The organism is Pelagicoccus mobilis (genome assembly GCF_016595505.1).
Lineage (GTDB): Bacteria > Verrucomicrobiota > Verrucomicrobiia > Opitutales > Opitutaceae > Pelagicoccus > Pelagicoccus mobilis.
Genome location: NZ_JAENIL010000002.1, coordinates 50,051 through 71,526 on the forward strand (window position 1 = coordinate 50,051; position 21,476 = coordinate 71,526).

A 21,476-nucleotide genomic window follows, 5' to 3' on the forward strand; every position below is an offset into this window, starting at 1 on the left:
ACGTTCTAAGCTGAAAATTTGTTACTTACGCGCTCGATTTTCCAAATCACGGAAGGCGAATCCCATCAGGTAAAAGTAAAATACGCCCCCGAAGAAAAATGGAAACGGGAGCAAAACGAGTCCGAGCAAACACAAACCAAGGTAAGCCAAAGTTGGCACCGTGTAGTTGATCGCGGTTTTGCGCAGCATGACAGACAAGGCATCGATATTAAAACAGTCGGCTATGTCTTGCTTCACTGAATACAAATAGAGTGCAGCGCTCATCACAGGCCCCGCTAAGAACAAAACCGGAATCACAGGGATCCGTGCGATCATACCATCGAAGGCGAATTCCGCGCAAAGGGTCACAAGCCCGATCGGCAAGCCAGCGAAAATGAGCCCCACGACGAGGAATCGAAGACCGTCGATAAACAGCGTCTTGAGGTCGTCCCACTCCGGAAGACTGATCGTCTTTTCGGTGCGACCTTGCATAAAAATCCGGTAGAGATAACCCAGCGCAAAAATGTTCACGATCGGGATGAGGCTCACGACACCGCCAATGGCGCACTTCTTAAGCCAATTATTGTCTGAAAAGACCTGTTTAGATACTTGCTCGATTGTGGGCATTGAGGATGCTCTGGTTCTTTAACTGTCTGCAATACGCGCATTTATGATCGAGTTCAAAGAGAAATTACGAACCTACCAAAGCGAAATTGAGTCCGCTGTGGATCAATACCTACCCGCTGAGGGAACGCGCCCCAGCCGTATCCACGATGCGATGCTCTATAGCATGAGGGCCGGAGGGAAGCGCCTACGCCCTGTACTCGTTCTCGCGGCAAGCGAACTCTTCGAGAACACTTCGGATGCAATGCCTGCAGCGATAGCTGTCGAGAGCCTTCATACCTATTCGCTCATCCACGACGACCTCCCCTCGATCGACAATGCAGACCTCCGTCGCGGCTCCCCCACAAGCCACAAGCAATTCGATGAGGCGACTGCCGTCCTCGCGGGCGATGCCCTTCTCACCTATGCATTTCAGCTCCTAGCTCGTCACTACTCGGATCAACCGGAAGTCTGCGCAAAACTCGTTGGGGAGCTGGGAGAAACCGCCGGTAGCGAAAAACTAATCGGTGGGCAAATGGAAGATATCCTCGGCGAAGGAGCTCCCCTATCCGAAGACACTCTGAATTTCATTCACCTGAACAAGACCTCCGCCCTCATCGAATGCAGTCTCGTAATGGGCGGTGTCATCGGAGGCGCAAATCAGGAGCAAATTGACGCCTTGCGAGCCTACGGGCGCGAGATCGGTATCGCATTCCAGATCATCGACGACATCCTGGACGCGACGAGCGACGAAGCCACCATGGGCAAAAGTATCGGCTCCGACGCCGAACTCGACAAGACAACTTACGTCAAGCTTCACGGCTTGGAGAAGTCACGCGAGTTCGCAGCCTCCCGCACTCAAAAAGCGATTGAGATCTGCTCCACCCTCCCGGGTGAAACAGACTTCCTAGTCGGTTTGGCTAGTTACTTGGAAAATCGACTCAACTAACGCTTGGGCTCTAATCCACCAGTCCGCATCAGCTTCATCTCGGCGTTGCACAATTGCCTTCCGCTCACGAAAGCCATGCTCGAGAGCCTCGAGGCCACAGTGGACCTATCCGACAAAGAGGTGGTGCTAATAGACGATGCATCGAGTGATGGCACGAGCGACTACATCGACACTCTCAAAGAACGAGAGAACTTCAGACTCCTGAATAACAGCGAGAATCAAGGCTTCGCGATTTCAAACAACCGAGCCGCCGAGTCGGCATCCGGCGAAATTCTTGTTTTTATAAACAACGACCTAGAGTTTTCACCCGATTGGCTCGCCCCTGTGGTAACCGCGTTGGAAAACGAACCCCAAGCAGGAGCCGTTGGCAACGTGCAGCGAAACTTCAAAAGCGGCTTAGTCGACCACGCAGGTATCTACTTCGATCTCGAGGGCCTCCCCACCCACGCCCACAAAAACCGAGCAAATCCTCCGCGAGGCAAAATCATCGAGCGAAACGCCGCGACCGCCGCCTGCCTTGCCATACGCAAAGAAACCTTCGCAGAGATTGGCGGATTCGACACTTCCTACCGGAATGGCTGCGAAGATGTGGACCTGTGCATGAAACTCAAATCCCGAGGCTACCGAATCTACGTAGCCCTCGACAGCGTCATTCGCCACCACATCAGCGTTTCGCCGGGCCGAAACCTTCACAACGACAACAACACCAAGATCTTCCGCGAACGCTGGAGCGCTTTCGCCAAGCCCTTCGGAGAACAGGAATGGGCCCGTGAGTACTTTCGCCGCTACGCCCGTTTTTGGTGGAGGATAAACCCTTCCCTCGCCTGCAAAGCGCTAAGCAGACTCATCTTCCCAACCTAGCCGCTCCGATCCCTGTATCCGCTTTGAAATCTATTTTGTAACGTTACAAAATAAAATTCAAAGGTCTTATCCCCGCCCCCGTTCGTCTGGCACTTAACGTGACCAGAGAGAATTGCCTTCTCAAATCGATCTTCCCGCGCAATCTCCTCGGCTTGTTCAACTCCCTAAATGATCCGCAACTTCTTCCAGTCCAAGTCTCGCAATCCAATCGCCGAACGCTGCGATAAGGACAACTTCACAAAACTCCGCCAAAAGTACGACCTGTACTACCGAATCGCCGAATCCCAATCCGGTACGCGGATCACAATCGATGGCAAAGAGCTCGTTATGCTCGCTAGCAACGAGTATTTAGGTCTCTCCCAACATCCTAAGGTCGTCGAGGCCGGAAAAAAAGCCCTCGAAAAATGGGGTAGCGGCACCATGGGCGCCCGCTCTGCAAACGGAGGTCGCGGCTTTCATCGTGAACTCGAAGAGGAACTCGCCGAATTCTTGGGCAAGGAAGCCTGCCACGTTTTTGCCGCAGGCTATCTCGCGTGCATGGCATCCATCACCGGATTCGCCCAGCGAGGAGACATCGTCCTCGCCGACAAGAACCTCCACTCCAGCCTTTGGGACGGGATCCGCCTCTCCATGGCGAGCGTGGAAAGGTTCAGCCACAACAAGCCGGCACACCTTGCCAGCGTTCTTGAGCAACTCGAAGCCGAGACCCCAAAACTGATTTCCGTCGAAGGAATCTACTCCATGGAAGGCCACATCGGAGCTCTTCCCGAAATCTGCGAACTCGCAGAGCGCTACAACTGCTTCGTCTCTCTAGATGACGCGCACGGTCTTGGCGTATTGGGAAATCAAGGACGCGGGACAGCCAACCACTTTGGTCTCACCGACAAGATCGACATCATCGCAGGCAGCCTCTCCAAATCGCTCGCCAGCACGGGTGGGTTCGTAGCCGGCAGCAAAGCCTGTATCGAATACATGCGTACTCACTGCAAGCAGTCGATCTTCTCCGCGGCCATCAGCCCCTCTCAGGCCGCCTGCGCTCGAGCGGCGCTCAAAGTCATGCAAGAGGAACCGGAGTGGAATCAGAAGCTTTGGGAAAACACTCGTCGCTACAAAGCGCTACTCGACGAGCTCGGACTGGATACCTGGGAGAGCGAAACTCCCGCCATCCCGATCGTTTTAGGCACCCGAGAAAAAGCATACTACTTTTGGAAGCACCTATGGGAGAAAGGCGTTTTCTCCATCATATCCACCGCTCCCGGCGTTCCCCCAGGAAAAGACCTGGTGAGAACAGCCATTTCCGCCCGACACACCGAGGAGGATTTCCAGATAATCGAGGCTGCGATACGCTACGCTAGTAGCAAACGATAAGGCGCAAAAGAATGCACCATAAAAAAAACTAATAGTTTGTTGAAATAACGAGCATTTTACCCTCATTTGAAGAGCGCAAGTTGACTAGAGGCGCGGGTGATGCTAGCTGCTTATTTTCAAACTAATCTCTAGATCTGTCATGCTGAGTCAGATTCTAGATTCAAACTGAACTGAGACCTGTATAAACATATGAAGTACCTAAACGTACTCCGTGGCTGTGCTGTATCCAAAAAGGCACTGCTCGGATCTGCTGCACTATCTCTTCTCGCAGCTCCTCTCTTCGCACAAAGCGAAGACGATCAAGAAGAAGAGAAAATCCGCATCGTCGGCTCGCGTATCAGCCGTATCGATGCAGAACCGATCGCTCCAGTAACTCGCATGACTGCGGAAGATCTGGAGAACACTGGCTTCTCTACTGTGGGTGACGCACTTCGTGCGGTTCCTTTCAATAGCGGCCAATCACTCACACCAGACGACGCTTCCAACAGCTTCACTCCTGGTGCCTCCTCCTTCAACCTCCGCGGCTTGGGCAACGGAAACACGCTTGTACTCATAAATGGGGTACGTGCCGTTCCTTTCTCCCAACCTGGATTCAACGGCTTCCAATCCGTATTCGATTTCAATTCGCTTCCAGTGGACGCGATTGAGGAAATCCAAATCCTGAAGGACGGTGGCTCTGCAATCTACGGTTCCGACGCGGTTGCCGGTGTTATCAACATCGAGCTCGCCAAAGACTTCGAAGGCATGTCTGCCCAAGCTTACTACGGCAACACAGAAGGACACGACAGCGCCGAGCAGAAGATCTTCTTCATCACAGGTACTTCGAGCGCCAAGACCAGCATGGTCACGACGATCGATTTCTACACTCGCAACTCGGTTAACACCCGCGATCTTCCTTTCACTCGCGACGCCGACACTCGTCCACTCGACAAGCGTGACGGTCCCTGGTTCACATTTGATGACGCAGGCGAAAGAATCGACGGTGTCGACTGGAGATCCTCTCGTCCTTACCCAGGTCGTTTCGTCGACCCCGCATCAGGCCGGACCCTCACCTTCCCATCGCTCAGTCAAAATCAAGACCCAGCGAACGCGGTGCCTCCGAGCAACGTCACCGGACACGGTTTCTACAACTATCAGGAAGATATTCTCCTCTTCCCCGAGTTGAAGAACTACGGTTTCTACACTCACATCGAGCACGAGGTTTCCGATACGATCACAGCGTACGCAGATCTCTCCTACCGTCACATCGACATCTACAACTACGCAGCAGCAGCTCCTTATTCGACTGCGGATAAGGGAGACGGCCAAATGCGCATTCCACTCGGAATTGGATACGATTCCGTAGGTGACCCAGATGGACTGATCACCGACGGCGATCGCGTTCTCGCCATTGGCAACACACTTAACCCATACAACGACCAAGAGGTAATCCTGAGAAACGTTCCTGGGGCCATGGTTATGCCGGTTGAGAATCCAAACAACCCGTACAACCAAGACATCCAGATCACCGGTTGGCGTTTGAATAGCGGCGCCAAGCGTCAGAACGACGTCGTAGTCAACTATCCTCGTATGGTTGGTGGCCTTCGCGGCGAACTCGGATTCACTTGGGAGTGGGATGCGTACCTAACGTATTCACAAAGCTCCTACGAGAATGCAAACCCAGGTACAGCCTTCGAAAGCCGTCTCCAAGAGTCGCTCCGTGGCGTTGTAAACCCAAGCACCGGTATCACTGAGTTCTCCAATCCGTTCGGACCAGAGACCGATTGGGTCGGCACCTACTACACTGGCACCAACCCAACACGTTCGCAGTTCAACATGTTCCAAGCGTCCGCTAGCGCCGCTGGCGAACTCTTCGACATGCCAGCCGGAGCTGCCTCTTTGGCTGCGGGTGTTGAGTTCCGCAAGAGCTCCCTGTCTGACACTCGCACGATCGAAAACGCCACAGGCAACATCATCGGTGGTTCAGAAGGCTTCGGCACTGAGGGCGACCGTAACGTCGTCTCTCTCTACGCCGAAATGGATATCCCAGTCCACGAGACAATCGACATCCAAATCGCTGCTCGCCACGAGGACTACAGCGACTTCGGTACCACAACCAAGCCAAAGATCGGCGCGAAATGGCGTCCGCTCGATTGGCTACTCGTTCGTGCCTCCCACTCAGAAGCATTCAAGGCTCCAGACCTAGCAGCACTCTACTCGCAAGGTCAGGTAACCTTCACTTCCGGCGGTAAGGTCGACCCGCTTCGTCCGAACGACGCCCCAGAGCAAATGAAGCAGCTCACTCCAGGTAACCCGATCCTCGATCCAGAGGAAACCGACGTCGACTACGCTGGTGTCGTCATCGAGGCCGGCAAACTATGGGACAAGCTCGACAACTTCGAAATCGGTATCGACTACTTCAAGTTCGACCAGGAGAACCTCCTCACGCAATCAAGCGCGGACACCATCCTAGCGAACGAGCTCAATCCAAACTTCGCAGGCGGCCGCGTAATCCGTCAGCCGCTCATCCCTGGCGATGTGGACCCAATCACTGGTGATCCATACACAGTCGGCGTTATCGAGCAGATCACTCGTCCCTTCTACAATGCAGACGAGTACACCTACGAAGGTATGGACCTCGACTTCCGCTACCTCTGGGAAACTGAAAACCACGGCGACTTCCGCTTCCAAGTATCCTCAACCGTTCTCTTCGAAAACCGCACCGTCACCATCGACCAGACAACTGGCGAGCGTGACGACCAAGGTAACCTCGTTGGTGAATGGAATGGCCTCGCTCCAAAGTGGCGTGCCGCAGGTACCATCGCTTGGAGACGCGAAGACTGGGCAGCATCGCTCTACACCACTTACGTAAGTGGTTTGGATTACGCTACTTGGCCAGCTCCCGACCTCGGAAGCCACTTCATCTTCAATCCGCAAGTCAGCTACTCAGGTTACTGGGATACCAAGATCACCTTCGGTATTCGCAACCTCCTCGACGAAGAGCCACCACGCGACATCACTCAAACAAACGGCGGATACCTCTCCGGAGTTTATCCATGGGAGCCTCGCTTCTTCTTCCTCCGTTTCGAGCGTGATTTCTAGTCGAACCTTGCCGACTTAAAGCAACTTAACGGGAACCTCGCTGTCGTATCGCGGCGGCGAGGTTCTTTTCTTGTGAGCCCTTCTCGGCCAAAATCACGAGTAACAACAACATACGCAACCTGCGGCAAACTTAAGCACAAATAGGCAACTCCCAAATTACTGATTCGAGACCATGCTGCGCGCCCACATCATCGCTTTCATCGCAATCCCATTCCTCGCTTTTTCAAAGCCCATTCCCGTTGAAGACCTTTTTCGAAACTCAGAATTCGTCGGCTTCCAGATATCGCCTGACGGCACTCACGTAGCAGCCCTCGGCGAATGGGAAGACCGATACAACCTCTTTGTATTCAATCTAGAGACCGGACAGCCACGTCGCCTGACAGAGATGAAACGCAATAACGTTGGCGGTATCGTGTGGGCCAGCAACGACCGCATCATCTACCGAATGGATGAGGACGGCAACGAGACCTTTGGCATGTTTGCCATCGATAAGGACGGGGGCAATCCGCAGATTCTCGTACCCACAGTCCAGTCACAGTCCAAAATCAAACTTCGGATCACCTCCATCATCGATCTGCTCGAAGACGACCCAGACCACATTCTCGTTTCCAGCAACGACAAGCATCAGGACTACCCGGACGTCTACCTGATGAACATTCAGAAGGAGCAACGCAAAAAGATCGTTCTCTCGAACCCAGGAAAAGTGGTTGGATGGATGACAGACCAGGAAGGCAATGTCCGCATCGGAATAGTGTCCGACCAAGCCTCTAAGACAGACAGCATCATTTACAGAGAAAACGAGAAGGCAGATTGGGAGAAACTAGCCACCTTTCCGAAAAACAGCCCCAATTGGCTGCCAGCAGCATTCGATCACGATGGCAAGACGCTCTACATCGCTTCAAATCTCACCACCGACAAGCGAGGCATCTACAAATACGATCTCGAGAAACGTGAGATCGGTTCCCTCATATTCGAAGACGACGAGTATGACTCCTCAGGCCTGATCTACTCCGATTACCGAAAAGCTCCGATCGGAGTCCGTTATTCAAAGGAGAAAGCCACCACCAAATGGTTCGATGAAGAGAAGGAGGTCATCCAGGAGATCATCGACAACACCTTGCCCGACACGATCAACTTGATCAACAGCATGCCTGACGACGAAAGTAAGTTCGTCGTAGCCTCGTTCTCTGACGTCCAACCGGTCTTCTACACTCTATTCTCAATAGAGAACGGCTCCCTCCAAAGAACCCCACTCGGATTCAGCCGTAAATGGCAGAAACCTGAGACAATGGCCAATACTCAGCCGATCACCTACCAAGCGCGTGACGGCTTGACCATCCACGGCTACTTCACCCTTCCGAAAGACTACAATCCGAAGAAAAAGTGTGGCCTGATAGTCTACCCACATGGAGGTCCCTGGGCCCGCGACAATTGGGGTTTCGATCCCTCCATACAATTCTTCGCTAGCCGAGGCTTTGCCGTTCTGCAAATGAACTTCCGCTGCTCAGAGGGCTACGGATTAGAGCACCTTAATGCCGGCAACAAGAAATGGGGCGAGGAAATGCAGTACGACGTGGTCGACGGATTGAAATGGGCTCTCGAAAACGCCAATATCGACGAGAAGCGAGTTGGGATCTACGGAGGCAGCTACGGCGGTTACACCGTCATGTCTCAAGTCACTCAGTTCCCCGAACTGTATAGTTTCGGTATCAACGTAGTCGGAGTTGTAGATCTCTACGAGCAAATCGAGTTCTACAAAGAGAGGGATCGCGACGAAGCAGTAGACTTTTACCACCGCACCATTGGTCACACAAAAGAAGACCGTGAACTGCTGGAAAAACACTCCCCTATCAATTACATCGAGAACATCGATGACCCGATCTTTATCATTCACGGCGTAAGAGACCCCCGCGTCTCCATCGCTCAAGCCCGCATGCTACGCGCCGCTATGAAGAAACATGGTAAAAAACATGAATGGCTGGTAAAAACAGACGAAGGGCACGGCTTTAGAAAAGAAGAGAATCGCATCGAGGAATTCGAAAAAATAGAAAAATTCATAAAACCTTGGACCAAGCTCTAAACGCCCAGACGCGCCGAGCTTGCTCCCCACAATCGCACATCTGCACGCACAATGTTGTATTATAAGAAACTGATGACAACTAGCCGCCGATTCAGAGTCGCCGCTACTCTGTTGCTCCTAGGCGCCACCAGCGCCGCATATTCCCAGTCGGACGACACCGCAAAGACACTCCGCGACTCCGTCTCCCTTCAGGAATCGACCAACCGAGCCAGCAACGCCTCCCAAACCGTAGTCGACCAATACTCGGAAAAGACTCGCACGCTCCTCGACGAATATCGACTCGCCCTACGCGAGATCGAGAACCTCGAGATCTACAACGCGCAGATGCAGAAAGTCGTCGACTCCCAACAAGAGGAAATGGACTCCCTCACAGTTCAGCTCGATCACCTCGAAGACACCAAGCGCGGCATCGTCCCGCTCATGCAAAAGATGATCGCCAAGCTCGATGCCTTTGTAAAAGCGGACGCCCCCTTCCTTCCGGAAGAGAGAGCAGCCCGCATCGCCAACCTCGCGTCGATGATGGACTCTTCCCAGTTCACAGACTCCGAAAAATACCGCCGTATCCTCGAAGCCTACCAAATTGAAATGGACTACGGCCGCAACATCGAAGTCTATCAAGGCGAGCTCGCTCTAAACGGTACTTCACGCACTGTGGACTTCCTCCGATTCGGACGCATAGGCCTCTACTACCAAACCCTCGACAAAGCGGAAACCGGCCTCTGGAACCCCGCTACACGCCAGTGGGAAATCCTCGATAACGGCTACAATAGCTCCATCGACAAGGCCATGGCCATCGCTCGAAAACAAGCCGCGCCCGCCCTCACCCGCCTTCCAATCTCCGCTGCTGAGGAACTCTAAAAATGAAGTCTTTCATCGCAATCCTATCGCTCGCCTTCGCGAGCCAAGCCATCGCCCAAACGCCTTCCACAGCCGAAGCCGGATCCCCCTCAGCTCCACTCATCGAGCTGCTCGAACAGATCCGCACGCAACGCGCTGAAGAGCAAAAGGCCAACGCCGAACGCGAGGCCGAGTTCCTCGCCGATATGAATCGCCAAGCCGAGTTGCTCGCTCAGGCAAAAGCCGAGCTCGCTCGCCAAGAAAAACGCAGCAACGACCTCCGTACCGCGTTCGATGAAAACGAGAAGACCCTCGCCAACATGGAAACCCAGCTCAAAATGGAGATGGGCAACATTGGCGAAATATTTGGTACCGTCCGCCAAGTATCAGGCGACGCGCGAGCCGTTTTCCAAAACTCCCTCGTCTCCAGCCAAATCCCCGGTCGGACCGAGTTCGTTTCAAACCTAGCCGAACGCAAGGAACTCCCTTCTATCGAAGAACTCGAACGCCTCTGGTACGAGCTCTTCCAAGAAGTCGTAGAGTCCGGACGTGTAGCCAAATACGAAACGAATGTCCTCACTCCTAATGGCGAAGACCAAACGCAAGAAGTCATCCGAATCGGTACCTTCAACGCGATTTCAGAAGGCAAATACCTCTCGTTTCTTTCAGGAGAAAACAGCCTCTACGAAATGGCCCGCCAACCACCCTCTCGCTACCTCGACATGGCGAACAACTTCTCCGCGACCAACAAGGACTACGCCCCCATGATCGTAGACCCCTCTGGCGGCACCATCCTCAGCTCTCTCACCCGAGCTCCAGACCTCAAGGAAAAGATCCAACAAGGTAAGCTCGTTGGTTACGTCATCATCGGCATCGGCGTATTTGGCCTGATCATAGCGATCATCCGCTTCTTCATGCTCACCTTCTCCAATTTCAAGATCAAGAGCCAGCTCAAGTCGGAGACACCATCCGAGAACAACGCTCTCGGCCGCGTCATGTCGGTCTACAAACGTTACGAAGAGTCGGACATTGAGACACTCGAGCTGAAGCTCGACGAAGCCATCCTCAAGGAGACTCCAAACTTCGAACGCGGTCTGCCAACCATCAAGATTCTCGCCGCAATCGCCCCACTCATGGGACTTCTCGGTACGGTTATCGGCATGATCCAGACCTTCCAAGACATCACCCTCTTCGGTACCGGCGATCCCAAGATTATGGCTGGCGGTATCTCCCAAGCCCTCATGACCACCGTACTAGGTCTGGTCGTGGCGATCCCATTGGTGCTCCTACACAGCGTGCTATCAGGCAAGAGCGACCAAATCGTTCAGCTTCTCGACGAACGCTCCGCAGGTCTGATGGCGGAACAATCCGAAAAGCACCGCAAGTAAAATCCAAGATCTGGATACATTCCATGCTCTACGATCTTACAGATTCCTTCTTCTCCTTCCTCGATCGAGGAGGTCCCGTCCTGCGGGCGCTGCTATTCGTTAGCATCCTGCAGTGGAGCCTGCTTGCGGAGCGATGGTACTTCTTCCTCTTCGTAAACCCGAAGCTGATGAAGCAGACCATCGAAGCCTGGAATCAGCGGAACGACAAACGCTCCTGGAAAGCTGGCAAGATCCGCCTCGCACGACTTGCCGAAGTATCGATCGCCCAGACGAAATACCTTAACATCATCAAAAGTCTGGTGGCCCTCTGCCCTCTCATGGGAATCCTGGGAACCGTCATCGGCATGATCAAGGTATTCGAAGTCATGGCTATCATCGGCACAGGCAGCGCTCGCGAAATGGCTGGCGGCATATCGATGGCCACCATCCCAACCATGGCCGGCCTTGTCGTCGCCATTTCAGGACTCTTTTTTATCTCCCGACTCGAGGAGCGATCCAAGAAAGCGATCGAATACCTCGAAGACAATTTAAGCCACGAAGTTTAATTTCAAAAAATGGCAAGAAGACACCGTCGCTCACGTGAGGAAACCGATATCAACATCACCCCGATGCTCGATGTCGTTTTCATCATGCTCATCTTTTTCATCGTCACCACCTCCTTCGTCAAAGAGACCGGCATCGAAGTAAACCGCCCGTCTGCCGCCACCGCAGAAAAGAAGGAACGCGGAAATATCCTGATCGGTATCCGCGAAACCGGTGAAATCTACATGAACAAGCAGCAAATCGACATCCGCGCCGTGCGGGCCAACGTCGAACGCTCGCTCGCCGAAAACCCGGAAGGCCAAGTCGTCATCGTGGCCGACAAGGGTTCAAAAACCGGCGTGTTCATCGAGGTGATGGACCAGGCCCGCCTCGCCGGCGCGGTCGTCTCTGTCGCCGCCGAACAGCAGTAGCTCAATGGGAAGCATCAAACCTTTCATCAAATTCTTGGTTTTCGGTACCATCGGCGGCGGAATTTCCGTCGGCCTCTGGATACTCATGCTGAACCTCATCGAGTCCTCCGGCTTTAGCAAAAAGGATTTCGAAGACCCCGGTTCCATCGAGTTCGTACGCCTAAAACGCGCCGAACCACCCAAGTTCAAGGAACGCGAGATTCCGCAAAAACCGCCCCCACCCAAGAAACCGCCCCCACCTCCCTCCATGACCGTTTCCGATATGGAGAAACCGACCAACGAGCCAATGGACATCGATATGCCGAATATTGATCTTCCAGCTGCTGGCGTAGGAGGCGGAGCCTTCATTTCAAACTTCCAAGGCACCGTCGCTCAAGGTGACCGCGAACGCCTGCCCAAATTCCGCATCGAACCGGAGTACCCGATGAAAGCTCGTCAAGAAGGCATCGAAGGCTACGTGAAGCTGATGATCGATATCACCGACAAAGGAACGGTAACCAATGTCAGAATCGTCGAGGCCGAACCACGCCGCTACTTCGAAACAGCCGCTAAAAGAGCCGTGCTCCGCTGGAAATACGATCCTCTGGTCGTAGACGGCGTACCCACTGCGGATTACGATATCTCCGTCCGGCTAGACTTCACATTCGGCGACGAATAACTCGCCCATTTTGAGACCATGCGAACGTTATCAAAATTCACTTTACTACTCGGGCTCGCGAGCACCCTGCTCCCTGCCATTCTCAACGCTCAAGCCATCTCAGAACGCACCTACAAGTACATCGAACGCGTACAGAAGATGATGGAGGCGGAGCAACACGACGAAGCCCTCACCTACCTCAACCGTGTCCAGGAGTTCAAAATGACCGACTACGACACCGCAGTCATCGCTCAGGCGAAAGGCGAGGTCCTAGCGACCGTCGAGATGTACCTGGAAGCCGCTCAGTCCTTCGAGCAAGCCCTTTTGCTTGAAATCCTCGGCGAGCGTAGCAACCAGCAACTCCGCCTCTCCACAGGCCAGCTCTACATCAGCGAGGAACACGACGAAAAAGGCATCGGCTACCTGGAGCAATGGATCGAAAACGAGGACGAACCGCGAGCCGAGGTACTCATCACAATGGCCACCGCTTACTCGCGCCTGCAGGATTACCCCTCCGCCCTCCACTACGTTGAACGAGCAATCCGCTCAACTGAGGAGCCTCGCTTAGCTTGGTACGACCTCTGGATCGCGCTCAACTTCAATAGCGGACGCATCGATGCCTGCATACCGATCCTCGAGGAGGTCATCAGCCTGTTTCCAAGCGAAAAGAAGTACTGGAACTACCTGGCCAACATGTACCTGAGCAAGGAGCAGCAGGGCAAGTCCCTCGCGGTTCTACGTCTCGCTTACGAGCAAGGCTACGTATCCGAATCACGAGACATCCTTCGCTTAGCCAAGCTTTATCTCTACGAAGGCATCCCCGTCAAAGCCGCCGACCTGCTCGCTCGTGCATTGGAAAAAAAGCAAATCGAGCCAACCGAGAAGAACTACCGCCTACTCGCCGAAGCATGGTACAAATCTCAAGAAATCGACGAAGCCAAGGGGGCCTTTAAGAGCGCCGGCGAGAAATCCGAAACCGGTGAACACGATCTCTATCGAGCTCAGATGCATCTCGATAGCGAGGAATACGAGCAAGCAATCGAAGCCTTGGAAGCGGCCATCAAAAGAGGCGTTAAACAGCAGGAAAACGCTATCATGATGCTGGCCATGGCAAACTTCCAAATCAAACGCTTCGACGACGCCCTCACCGCTCTCGAAAAAGCGAAAGACCACCCCAAGATCGCTGAGCAAAGCAAACAGTGGCGCGTGTTCATCATCGAGGAAAAACAACGCTACGCCGAATACGCCCGCCTGCAGGCCGAGGGCTAACGAATCAATAATTTCAAAGCCGGTTCCCTTCACTGAAGCGAACCGGCTTTTTTGTATTCAATTTTCTAGGAGCCCTTAGCAAACTCTGTTCGCTCAACTCCTATCGTATCCAGAATCTCCCGAGCCGTGTCGCTCCAAGTCGGCAACATTTTCGTATGGATACCGCACCTAAGGTCGCTCACCAAATTTCGATTATCAATCAATCGCCGCAACTTCAAAGCGAGATCCTCTACGTCTTCCGATTCAAAAAAGGTACAACCTCCAAACCGTGAGTTTTCCCGAACTGGTTGTAGTTTGCTACTCAATACAGGCAACCCACTCCAGAGCGACTCCAAAACCGGCAGACCACAGCCCTCCGCACGCGACGCGAACAGAAGCAAATCCATCTGAGGGATCAATCGCTTCAATTCGTAATCCTCGACATGTCCGTGCAACTTGATGCTTCGGCCCGCCTTAGCCATCCGCTTCATCCGCTTTTCAATGTCTTTGCCAAAATACGGATTAGCTCGCCCAACCACATGTAGATTGAACTCCAGCCCGTCATCCCAAAGTCGACTGCACGCATCGAGAGCCAAATCCTGCCCTTTACGTTTCTCGACAATTCCTAGCATCAACACATCGAAACCTTCGCTTTCGTGGCTTTCGGGAATCATCGGATCAGCAAACAACCCGTCCGCGCCTAACTGAATCGACTTCACAGAAGGTGAGTATTCGTAGCCAAGCCACTCCCAATACTCCTCCAAAACGATCGAGCTGTGCTGCGACACCCCAAAAACCCCATCGAAAAGACTCAGCATCTTCATGTAGCTCGGATGACGCTGCACGCTGTGCGGCCAAGTGAATTCCGGGAAACGCAGCGGAATCGCGTCGTGAAAAATCGCAAACGCTCGGCACGCAGAAGAGCTGAGAAAGGCCTCGATCCCTGGTCGCTCGTACTCGTTGAAAAGCTCTGCCGTCAAGAGCACATCCTCCGGCTCCAAAACGAAACTTTTGCCGATTGATGGAGCTCTAAAGGTCTGTTTCCGATCGCTCCAAACAACCTCAATCAGCTCATCTCCAAGCACTTGCTGCAGACGCTCCTTCAAGCACTTAGAAACGCGCAGCACTCCCGAATAATGGGACTGCTTGCTGGCTTTGGTGATATCGAATAAGAGGCGGCCGGACATAAATGTATGAGCAAGAGAAAGATTCTGACCTTTAATAATGAGTCAGACACAAATTCTCTCAAGCTTCTACCTTAATTACTTTCCCGGCGATCAAGCAGCTATTCCTCAACGACCCGCAAATACATCGCTGCTGCCGACCTCTCTGGCACCGTAAACAAGACCGAGTCAGAAACTGCTTCCCGTTCGTCGACCGTAACCCAATTCTCCAGATTGCCGCTACTCTCGACCCGGTAGAAATAGCCCGGTACCGACGCCACCTCTAGCTGGATCCCTTCGCCTGGCAAGTGGCGGCGGCTCAAGATCTCCAAGTCAAACTCCGGCGGAGCCGAGGGATCTCTATTCGAGCGATTTGCAAATAGCTCCACCACTCGCTCATCGCTAACCTCCGTCGAATCCATAAAGTCCGCCCCTTCCAGCCACGAAGGAATACGAGGACGTCGAAAACGAAAGTAATCCACCGCCGCGCTCAAGTCAGGTGAGCCCCCCTCAACCACCGTCCGGTTGTGATCGAACGCATCCATATTGGAAATGGACTCCCAATCGGTATAGGCTGTGATCCCAACCTGCAACGTATCCGGCATGTCAGGACGCTCATAGCGCCTATGGACCTCCCATTCGCCGCCTTCCAATTGTCTCAAAACCAAAAAGACATCCCCTACGCGAGCGACTTGGATAAGCGCGCTCGCCGCTCCTTCGTCGATCCCCAAACTGGATACGCTTTGACGCGTCGTCTTCACTTCGAACTGATAACTCCCCGGATCGTTGGCCGTACCCAATGAAAGAAAGACGTAGTTCTCACCGCCTCTCGTCCACTCCGCTGGTTCTGTAACGCTCTCTCGCGGAGCTCGGGCCATGATGCCAGCGAGCGAATAAGAGGCAGCCGGAGCAGCATCTCCAGCCCTGTTTCGTGGCTCCACACTCATCGTCACCACAAAATCCCCTTCGACCAACTTATACATTAGAATCCCCCGAAAATCCCGATACCAGGAGCTCGTCCGCGGCACCACCGTCAGGTGACCTTCTCGGCTTTGTCCGATATCCACCGATTCCATCTGATCCGCTCCCCAGCCCTCCGTCTGGTAGATCCGAGACCACTCGCTCAAACTGGCAGCGTCTTCAAATTCGTCGCTCAATGGAGTCAGGTCGTCACCTGCCACCTGCGAGACAAAACCGAACAGACACAAAAGGCTTGGAAAAAGATACTTGTTCACGACAAGCACCTACTTCGTCTACTCCACGTTCAGTTGAGCGAACCAGACGAAATTGAGCTACTCCTGCAAAATCGAAGAGAATCGCTCCGCGTCATCCTCCACGGGCCCTTTCCAAACACTCAAGAAGGTACCCGGTATTCTTATCAGCCACGAATTCCCGTTCGACCCACTCACGAGCCGCAAGCGAAAGACGAAGCCTCAGCTGAAAATCGCGTTGCAAAGCCTCGCAACGTTCGACCCACCGCTCAGGCTCCCATGGCGGACACAAAAAACCAGTCACCCCATCTTCGATCGCTTCGACGACACCAGAAACAGGCGACCCCATTACCACAGCACCACTCGCCATCGCTTCTGGAACGACATTCGGCAAGCCATCCCGATCCCCGCTCGCAGCCACAACTCCGGTGTGAAAGAGCAGGTCCGTCTTTTGCAACTCATCCAAAACCTCCCGCTCGCTCAAACGCCCCATCAAGCTTACACAGTCCGCCAATCCCAGCTCGCCGACCCACCCGCGAATCTCCTCCTCCATCGGTCCATCGCCGATGATTCTCGCTTCAAAGGCGATTCCTGCTGCCTTAAGCTGCCGGTAGATTTCCAACTGATACGGAAAACCCTTTTTCTCCACCAGACGAGCCACGCAAACGATCTGCAAACATTCGCACACCTCCCGAGGTGTTCGAAGCTTCGGCAATGCACTCAACCCTCTGCGGATCAGCTTCACCTTTTCTTCCTCGCACAGAGAGCGTATCCGATTCCTCGCGACATCCGTCGAAACATGAACCAAAGCCGCTCGACGGAGTTTCATTCGCAGCAACCAATCGCCTCCGTACTCGAAAATGTCGTAAGCATGAGCCCCGGTTGAGAAGCGACACCCAGTCAACGCTTCCGCCATCATTCCAAAGGCCGCAGGTGCGCTCGCCCAAACGCAATGAACCAAATCAGGCGAGAGTCGCCGTATTCTCTTCTCCATGACAATCGCAGCCCCAAACCCGAGAAGGTTCTCTGCCATATTCAAAAACGAAGCCGGCTTCCGAACATTAAACTCCTGGACGATCTCCAACAGCTTCGCCCCCTTTCGCCAAGCAGCCCACGGCAAAAGATAGAACAGCCTGAAGAGCTCAAGCTTGCTAAACATCCGGACAGGGTGCCCCTCGAAATCGTCCTTTCCGCCATGCAACGAAACGATCTCAAGCTCCACACCCGCTTTTATCATCGCACGGGCTTCCCTCTGGAGGAAGGTCTCCGAATAGACGGGAAAGCTTGTCGTTACATAGAGGATACGCATGCCGGAAAAGCAGGCAAACTACGCGCTCCCTACTCTCCTACAACCTTTAAAACCGGACGTTCCTTTTCAGTCGCCGTTTCACGAGCCAAATCGACAAGCAAACGGATCGTATCGCGCGGATCATCCGAAAACCGCATCTTCGAGAAACGACGCTTCAACTCGCAGAACTTCCCTGATGAACGAAACCAGTCCGCCAAAAGCGCTTCGAAGTCCTCAGGCTTGCTGATTTTCACCGCAGCATCGTCCTGCATGAAATACTTCACGGTCAGCTTCTCCTGAGGCATGACTCCACCAAATCCGTTGAACACGATCGGACACTCGAAGTGCAAAGCCTCAGCGCAAGTCGTCGTCCCGCCTCGAGTCACCACAAAGTCCGCAGCCTGCATATACAGGTGGATCTCGTTCGTGTAGCCAGTGATATTACAGCTGAAATCCGGATTTTTCTCCTTCCAGCGAGTCGCTTCCAAAAACGCCTTCTGGTTTCGTCCACAGACCACCACCGCCTGGTACTTCTCCTTGTGATGCTTGAGCACGTCGAGAAGAGCGATGTGATTATTCGCTCCTGCTCCACCCGTAGTCAAAAAGACGATTCGCCGATCCGAACGCAGACCCAATCGTTCCGTGATAAACCGATGCCGCTCGATGGGAGTAAGCACTTCGCGATAAATGCGCGGCATCAAAAACTGGCCGCGTACCGCAATCTTCTCCGCATCCAAGCCGAGTTTCTTGACCGCATAGTCCTTGGCTGTCTCCGTCCGCGAGACGTACAAATCCACGGTAGGCTCCACCCAATTACGGCTGTACCCATAGCCGCCGGAAAACTCAGAACAATAAGTCGCGCAACGGACCTTCCCGCCCAGTACCTTGCGAGCCTCTTGAAAGTAACCTCGATTCAGACAGTCGTGAACGCTGAAAACCAGATGAGGACGATAGCTCTTAAGCACGCTGCTGTAGTACTTGTTCCCCAAGGTCACACTCTTCTTGTTCAAGAAGCTAAGCCCTTCGATCAACAAGTAGTACGGGTGATGAAACCACGGAGCGTGCCGCTGGATGAAGTTGTAGAAATTGACGCCGAAACGGGCTACCCGAGAACTGTCTTCGAGCATGCTCTCAACCCGAACATCCACCTGCCATCCGTAGAGTTCTCGTACCCAGCGTCGGAATGCCGTTGCCCGAGCGTCGTGACCGCCGCCGGTGCTGGATGTTAAAACGAGTATGCGTAAACCCTCCACTCTCAGTCTCTACCTAAGTTATAGTACGATCGATTTACGATTAATTTTACAGAATGCGAGACCAATCTTTTGAATAATGGTGCGATACGAGATTGAAACAATCCACCGACTCTCACCACTCCTTCCCGCTTTTGTAAGAGACAGCCCAACAATTTAGCAGCGACATAAGCGGGGACAGGCCCCTCCTCCACATGCTTGCACATCAGCTCCCATACGCGTCCCTGCCTCTCATCCTGAGGATTCCCACGTATGCTCTCGTTGAATCCAGTGGAGATGTCACCGAGTCGCAGTTCCAGGACGGTGACCACCTCTGGCGAGGTCTCCATCTGCAACGACTCCGTAAATGCCGCCAAGCCGGCCTTAGCGGCATTGTAACCGCTCATGAACGGGATTGGGAACTCACTCGCAAGCGAACCTACGTTAACCAGCGTCCCCGGTCGCTCGCGGGACCAGAGTTTCAACGCCAACTGCGAAATCTTCATCGCCCCTAGCAACATCAATCCAACCTGCTGTTCCCACTCTTCGAAATCGATCTCAGCAAATGCTCCGAACACACCCTCCCCAGCGTTGTTTATCACGATATCGATCCCGCGATTGTCCAGACCCGCCGCTCGCCAACTCTCTTCCACAGCCGTAGCTGAAGAAACATCGAGACTGACTCCCTCAACTCCATTCGGCCAATTCACCTGCCCCGCATCACGAGAGGTTCCGAGCACACTTGCTCCATTCGCGACGAGTGCCTCCGCCATAGCACGACCGATCCCACGACTCGCGCCCGTCACCAAGGCTGTTTTTCCCTTCAGCTCCATCCGCTAAAGAGCGAGCAATTCGCGAGCATGCGACAAAGCCGATTTGGCCTGCCGATCTCCTAACATACGAGCCAGTTCCTCAACACGCTGCTCTGACTCCGTATCCATTCTCCGAATCTTCACCGCAGCACGATCCCCGCTTTGATCTTTCTCGACGAGGAAATGCTGCTTTCCAAGAGCGGCGACTTGAGGCAAGTGCGTGATACAGATGACCTGATGATTGTCGCCGATGCCTTTCAGCTTCTGCCCCACGATACGGCCGATTTCTCCGCCTACATTCGCATCGACTTCATCGAACACCAAAACTGGCACGCTATCCACATCTGCCAAAATCGTCTTCAAGGCCAACATCACACGAGCAAGCTCCCCGCTCGAAGCCACCTCCGTAAGAGCCTTCATCGGCTCTCCCACGTTCGGCGAAAATTGTAGATCCGGCAAACTGTCGCCATGCCCGCGAAGCCCGCTTTGCTCCAGCATTTGGATACCGAAACGCCCTTTCTTAAAACCAAGCTCGAGCAGCATCTTCTCCGCCTTTTTCGCCAGTCCTTGGCCTGCTTTCAATCGTTTCTGGGTCAGTCGAGCTGCAAGACCTTTGAGTTCAGCTTCTATCTTGTCAGCCTCAGCATTCAACCGCTCCAAACTCCCCTGAATATCCCCCTGCGAATCCAAGCGATTCGCCATCTCGTCACGAGCAGCTAAAACCGCAGAAACCTCGCGGCCATACTTCCGCCGTAGATCCTGCCAATCATTCATTTTCTGCGTCACCTCCTGGGCATACTCAGGCTCAAACTCCAGCGACGATCCCAACTGTTCGTATTCCGAACCAAGCTCCTGAGTCTCGATAATTAAACCATTCAGGCGCTCCGCCAAACTCGAAAGACTCGGATCCAACTCTGCCGCCTGCTCAGCCGCTCGAGACAAAGCCGACAGCACATTCAAAGCTCCTTCATCACCACTGAGCCCCTGCCCAAGTTCGCCTGTCAGCTCGAGAAGCTCCTGAGCACCGGAGACTCGATTAAAATCCTGCTCCAGTTGCTCGATCGTCTCCTCAGAAAGCTCCAGCGAGTCGATCATCCGCAGCTGCGTCTGAATGAAATCGATCTGATCTGGCTCCAGCTGAGAGGCTCCTTGCAGCTCCTCAATCTCGTTCAGCACGTCTCTCCAAGCGGCGTATCGGCTTTTGTAGGCACCTGCCTCTTTTTCCAATCCACCATATAGGTCGATCAGCTCCAGCTGGCACTCGCTCTTCAAAAGCCGCTGCGGTTCGCCCGGTCCATGGAAGTCGATCCACGTTTCCCCAAGCGCCTGTAAATTCGACAAGGTCGCGAAGCTCCCGTTGATAGAAATCCGCGAAGCCTTTGAGACATGCAATGACCGCTTCAGCACCAGCATTCCCTCCTCACATAGAGGCAGGTCCATTTCCGCCAACATCACGTCGACCTCCGTCGAATCCTCAAACCAGAGAGCCGCTTCTACCTCGCATTGCTCCGTTCCAGAGCGAATGACTGACTTGTCCGTGCGAGCCCCAGAGAGCAGACTCAAGGCCCCCAGGAGCACGCTTTTCCCGGCGCCAGTCTCACCCGTTACGACGGTAAATCCCGAATCAAATTCGATGGAAGCGGATTCAAGAAGGGCAAGATTGGCGATTTTCAGATATTGCAACATGGCGACAGACTAAAGGGACACCTAGGAAATTGGCTGTCCTACCCCCGAAAATCACGCCTGAAATTTAGCGAAATTTGTTCTTGCCCAAGAATTCGAACAATCG

The 21,476-nt window shown here is 53.6% G+C and carries 18 protein-coding genes; 11 read left to right on the plus strand and 7 right to left on the minus strand.

The features are described 5' to 3' along the window. Positions 1-21: 21 nt before the first annotated feature. Positions 22-606 (minus strand): DUF4013 domain-containing protein, encoded by a 585-nt coding sequence (locus tag JIN87_RS01010; RefSeq protein WP_200353640.1) that lies wholly within the window; start codon positions 604-606, stop codon positions 22-24. A gap of 43 nt (positions 607-649) precedes the next feature. Here JIN87_RS01010 and JIN87_RS01015 point away from each other — a divergent pair, with 43 nt between their 5' ends. The 11 genes from JIN87_RS01015 (at position 650) to JIN87_RS01065 (ending at position 14,005) form a co-directional block, all read left to right on the plus strand. Further along, on the plus strand, positions 650-1,531 hold the full coding sequence (locus JIN87_RS01015) for a polyprenyl synthetase family protein (RefSeq protein WP_200353641.1): 882 nt from the start codon (positions 650-652) through the stop codon (positions 1,529-1,531). Positions 1,532-1,534: 3 nt separating this feature from the next. After that, on the plus strand, positions 1,535-2,392 hold the full coding sequence (locus tag JIN87_RS01020) for a glycosyltransferase family 2 protein (protein WP_325176357.1): 858 nt from the start codon (positions 1,535-1,537) through the stop codon (positions 2,390-2,392). A gap of 168 nt (positions 2,393-2,560) precedes the next feature. Further along, a complete protein-coding gene (locus JIN87_RS01025) occupies positions 2,561-3,760 on the plus strand; it encodes an aminotransferase class I/II-fold pyridoxal phosphate-dependent enzyme (protein ID WP_200353643.1) in 1,200 nt (399 codons plus the stop codon). 189 nt (positions 3,761-3,949) lie between these two features. Then, positions 3,950-6,841 (plus strand): TonB-dependent receptor plug domain-containing protein, encoded by a 2,892-nt coding sequence (locus JIN87_RS01030; RefSeq protein WP_200353644.1) that lies wholly within the window; start codon positions 3,950-3,952, stop codon positions 6,839-6,841. 172 nt (positions 6,842-7,013) lie between these two features. Further along, a complete protein-coding gene (locus JIN87_RS01035) occupies positions 7,014-8,921 on the plus strand; it encodes a S9 family peptidase (RefSeq protein ID WP_200353645.1) in 1,908 nt (635 codons plus the stop codon). Between the two features lie 72 nt (positions 8,922-8,993). Beyond that, positions 8,994-9,779 (plus strand): DUF3450 domain-containing protein, encoded by a 786-nt coding sequence (locus JIN87_RS01040; protein ID WP_200353646.1) that lies wholly within the window; start codon positions 8,994-8,996, stop codon positions 9,777-9,779. Between the two features lie 2 nt (positions 9,780-9,781). Beyond that, a complete protein-coding gene (locus JIN87_RS01045) occupies positions 9,782-11,146 on the plus strand; it encodes a MotA/TolQ/ExbB proton channel family protein (RefSeq protein WP_200353647.1) in 1,365 nt (454 codons plus the stop codon). A 23-nt stretch (positions 11,147-11,169) separates the two neighbouring features. Continuing rightward, positions 11,170-11,691 carry a MotA/TolQ/ExbB proton channel family protein gene (locus JIN87_RS01050; RefSeq protein ID WP_200353648.1) on the plus strand — a complete coding sequence of 174 codons (522 nt, stop codon included), beginning with the start codon at positions 11,170-11,172 and terminating at the stop codon, positions 11,689-11,691. 9 nt (positions 11,692-11,700) lie between these two features. Next, on the plus strand, positions 11,701-12,099 hold the full coding sequence (locus tag JIN87_RS01055; RefSeq protein ID WP_200353649.1) for an ExbD/TolR family protein: 399 nt from the start codon (positions 11,701-11,703) through the stop codon (positions 12,097-12,099). Positions 12,100-12,103: 4 nt separating this feature from the next. Beyond that, positions 12,104-12,757, plus strand: coding sequence for an energy transducer TonB (locus JIN87_RS01060; RefSeq protein WP_200353650.1), 654 nt, complete (start codon positions 12,104-12,106; stop codon positions 12,755-12,757). A gap of 18 nt (positions 12,758-12,775) precedes the next feature. Then, positions 12,776-14,005 (plus strand): tetratricopeptide repeat protein, encoded by a 1,230-nt coding sequence (locus JIN87_RS01065; protein WP_200353651.1) that lies wholly within the window; start codon positions 12,776-12,778, stop codon positions 14,003-14,005. A gap of 65 nt (positions 14,006-14,070) precedes the next feature. Here the strand turns inward: JIN87_RS01065 and JIN87_RS01070 are convergent, their stop codons facing one another. The 6 genes from JIN87_RS01070 to recN form a co-directional block, all read right to left on the minus strand. Further along, complete coding sequence (locus JIN87_RS01070) at positions 14,071-15,171, minus strand: glycosyltransferase (RefSeq protein WP_200353652.1); 1,101 nt, start codon at positions 15,169-15,171, stop codon at positions 14,071-14,073. 98 nt (positions 15,172-15,269) lie between these two features. Beyond that, the gene (locus JIN87_RS01075; RefSeq protein WP_200353653.1) at positions 15,270-16,382 is read right to left on the minus strand and encodes a hypothetical protein; all 1,113 of its coding nucleotides are present in this window, start codon (positions 16,380-16,382) and stop codon (positions 15,270-15,272) included. A 91-nt stretch (positions 16,383-16,473) separates the two neighbouring features. Continuing rightward, a complete protein-coding gene (locus JIN87_RS01080; RefSeq protein ID WP_200353654.1) occupies positions 16,474-17,667 on the minus strand; it encodes a glycosyltransferase in 1,194 nt (397 codons plus the stop codon). Between the two features lie 29 nt (positions 17,668-17,696). Continuing rightward, positions 17,697-18,899: a glycosyltransferase gene (locus JIN87_RS01085; RefSeq protein WP_200353655.1), complete on the minus strand. Its 1,203-nt coding sequence runs from the start codon at positions 18,897-18,899 to the stop codon at positions 17,697-17,699. Between the two features lie 2 nt (positions 18,900-18,901). Further along, positions 18,902-19,708: an SDR family NAD(P)-dependent oxidoreductase gene (locus tag JIN87_RS01090; RefSeq protein WP_200353656.1), complete on the minus strand. Its 807-nt coding sequence runs from the start codon at positions 19,706-19,708 to the stop codon at positions 18,902-18,904. A gap of 3 nt (positions 19,709-19,711) precedes the next feature. Next, positions 19,712-21,373, minus strand: coding sequence for a DNA repair protein RecN (gene recN / locus JIN87_RS01095; RefSeq protein WP_200353657.1), 1,662 nt, complete (start codon positions 21,371-21,373; stop codon positions 19,712-19,714). Between the last annotated feature and the right edge of the window lie 103 nt (positions 21,374-21,476).

Coding starts and splice junctions, on each gene's coding strand:
- JIN87_RS01055 (WP_200353649.1), top strand. CDS start 11,701: ATGGCAAGAAGACACCGTCGCTCACGTGAGGAAACCGATATCAACATC.
- JIN87_RS01050 (WP_200353648.1), top strand. CDS start 11,170: ATGCTCTACGATCTTACAGATTCCTTCTTCTCCTTCCTCGATCGAGGA.
- JIN87_RS01040 (WP_200353646.1), top strand. CDS start 8,994: ATGACAACTAGCCGCCGATTCAGAGTCGCCGCTACTCTGTTGCTCCTA.
- JIN87_RS01045 (WP_200353647.1), top strand. CDS start 9,782: ATGAAGTCTTTCATCGCAATCCTATCGCTCGCCTTCGCGAGCCAAGCC.
- JIN87_RS01010 (WP_200353640.1), bottom strand. CDS start 606: ATGCCCACAATCGAGCAAGTATCTAAACAGGTCTTTTCAGACAATAAT.
- JIN87_RS01060 (WP_200353650.1), top strand. CDS start 12,104: ATGGGAAGCATCAAACCTTTCATCAAATTCTTGGTTTTCGGTACCATC.
- JIN87_RS01015 (WP_200353641.1), top strand. CDS start 650: ATGATCGAGTTCAAAGAGAAATTACGAACCTACCAAAGCGAAATTGAG.
- JIN87_RS01065 (WP_200353651.1), top strand. CDS start 12,776: ATGCGAACGTTATCAAAATTCACTTTACTACTCGGGCTCGCGAGCACC.
- JIN87_RS01035 (WP_200353645.1), top strand. CDS start 7,014: ATGCTGCGCGCCCACATCATCGCTTTCATCGCAATCCCATTCCTCGCT.
- JIN87_RS01025 (WP_200353643.1), top strand. CDS start 2,561: ATGATCCGCAACTTCTTCCAGTCCAAGTCTCGCAATCCAATCGCCGAA.
- recN (WP_200353657.1), bottom strand. CDS start 21,373: ATGTTGCAATATCTGAAAATCGCCAATCTTGCCCTTCTTGAATCCGCT.
- JIN87_RS01030 (WP_200353644.1), top strand. CDS start 3,950: ATGAAGTACCTAAACGTACTCCGTGGCTGTGCTGTATCCAAAAAGGCA.
- JIN87_RS01080 (WP_200353654.1), bottom strand. CDS start 17,667: ATGCGTATCCTCTATGTAACGACAAGCTTTCCCGTCTATTCGGAGACC.
- JIN87_RS01070 (WP_200353652.1), bottom strand. CDS start 15,171: ATGTCCGGCCGCCTCTTATTCGATATCACCAAAGCCAGCAAGCAGTCC.
- JIN87_RS01090 (WP_200353656.1), bottom strand. CDS start 19,708: ATGGAGCTGAAGGGAAAAACAGCCTTGGTGACGGGCGCGAGTCGTGGG.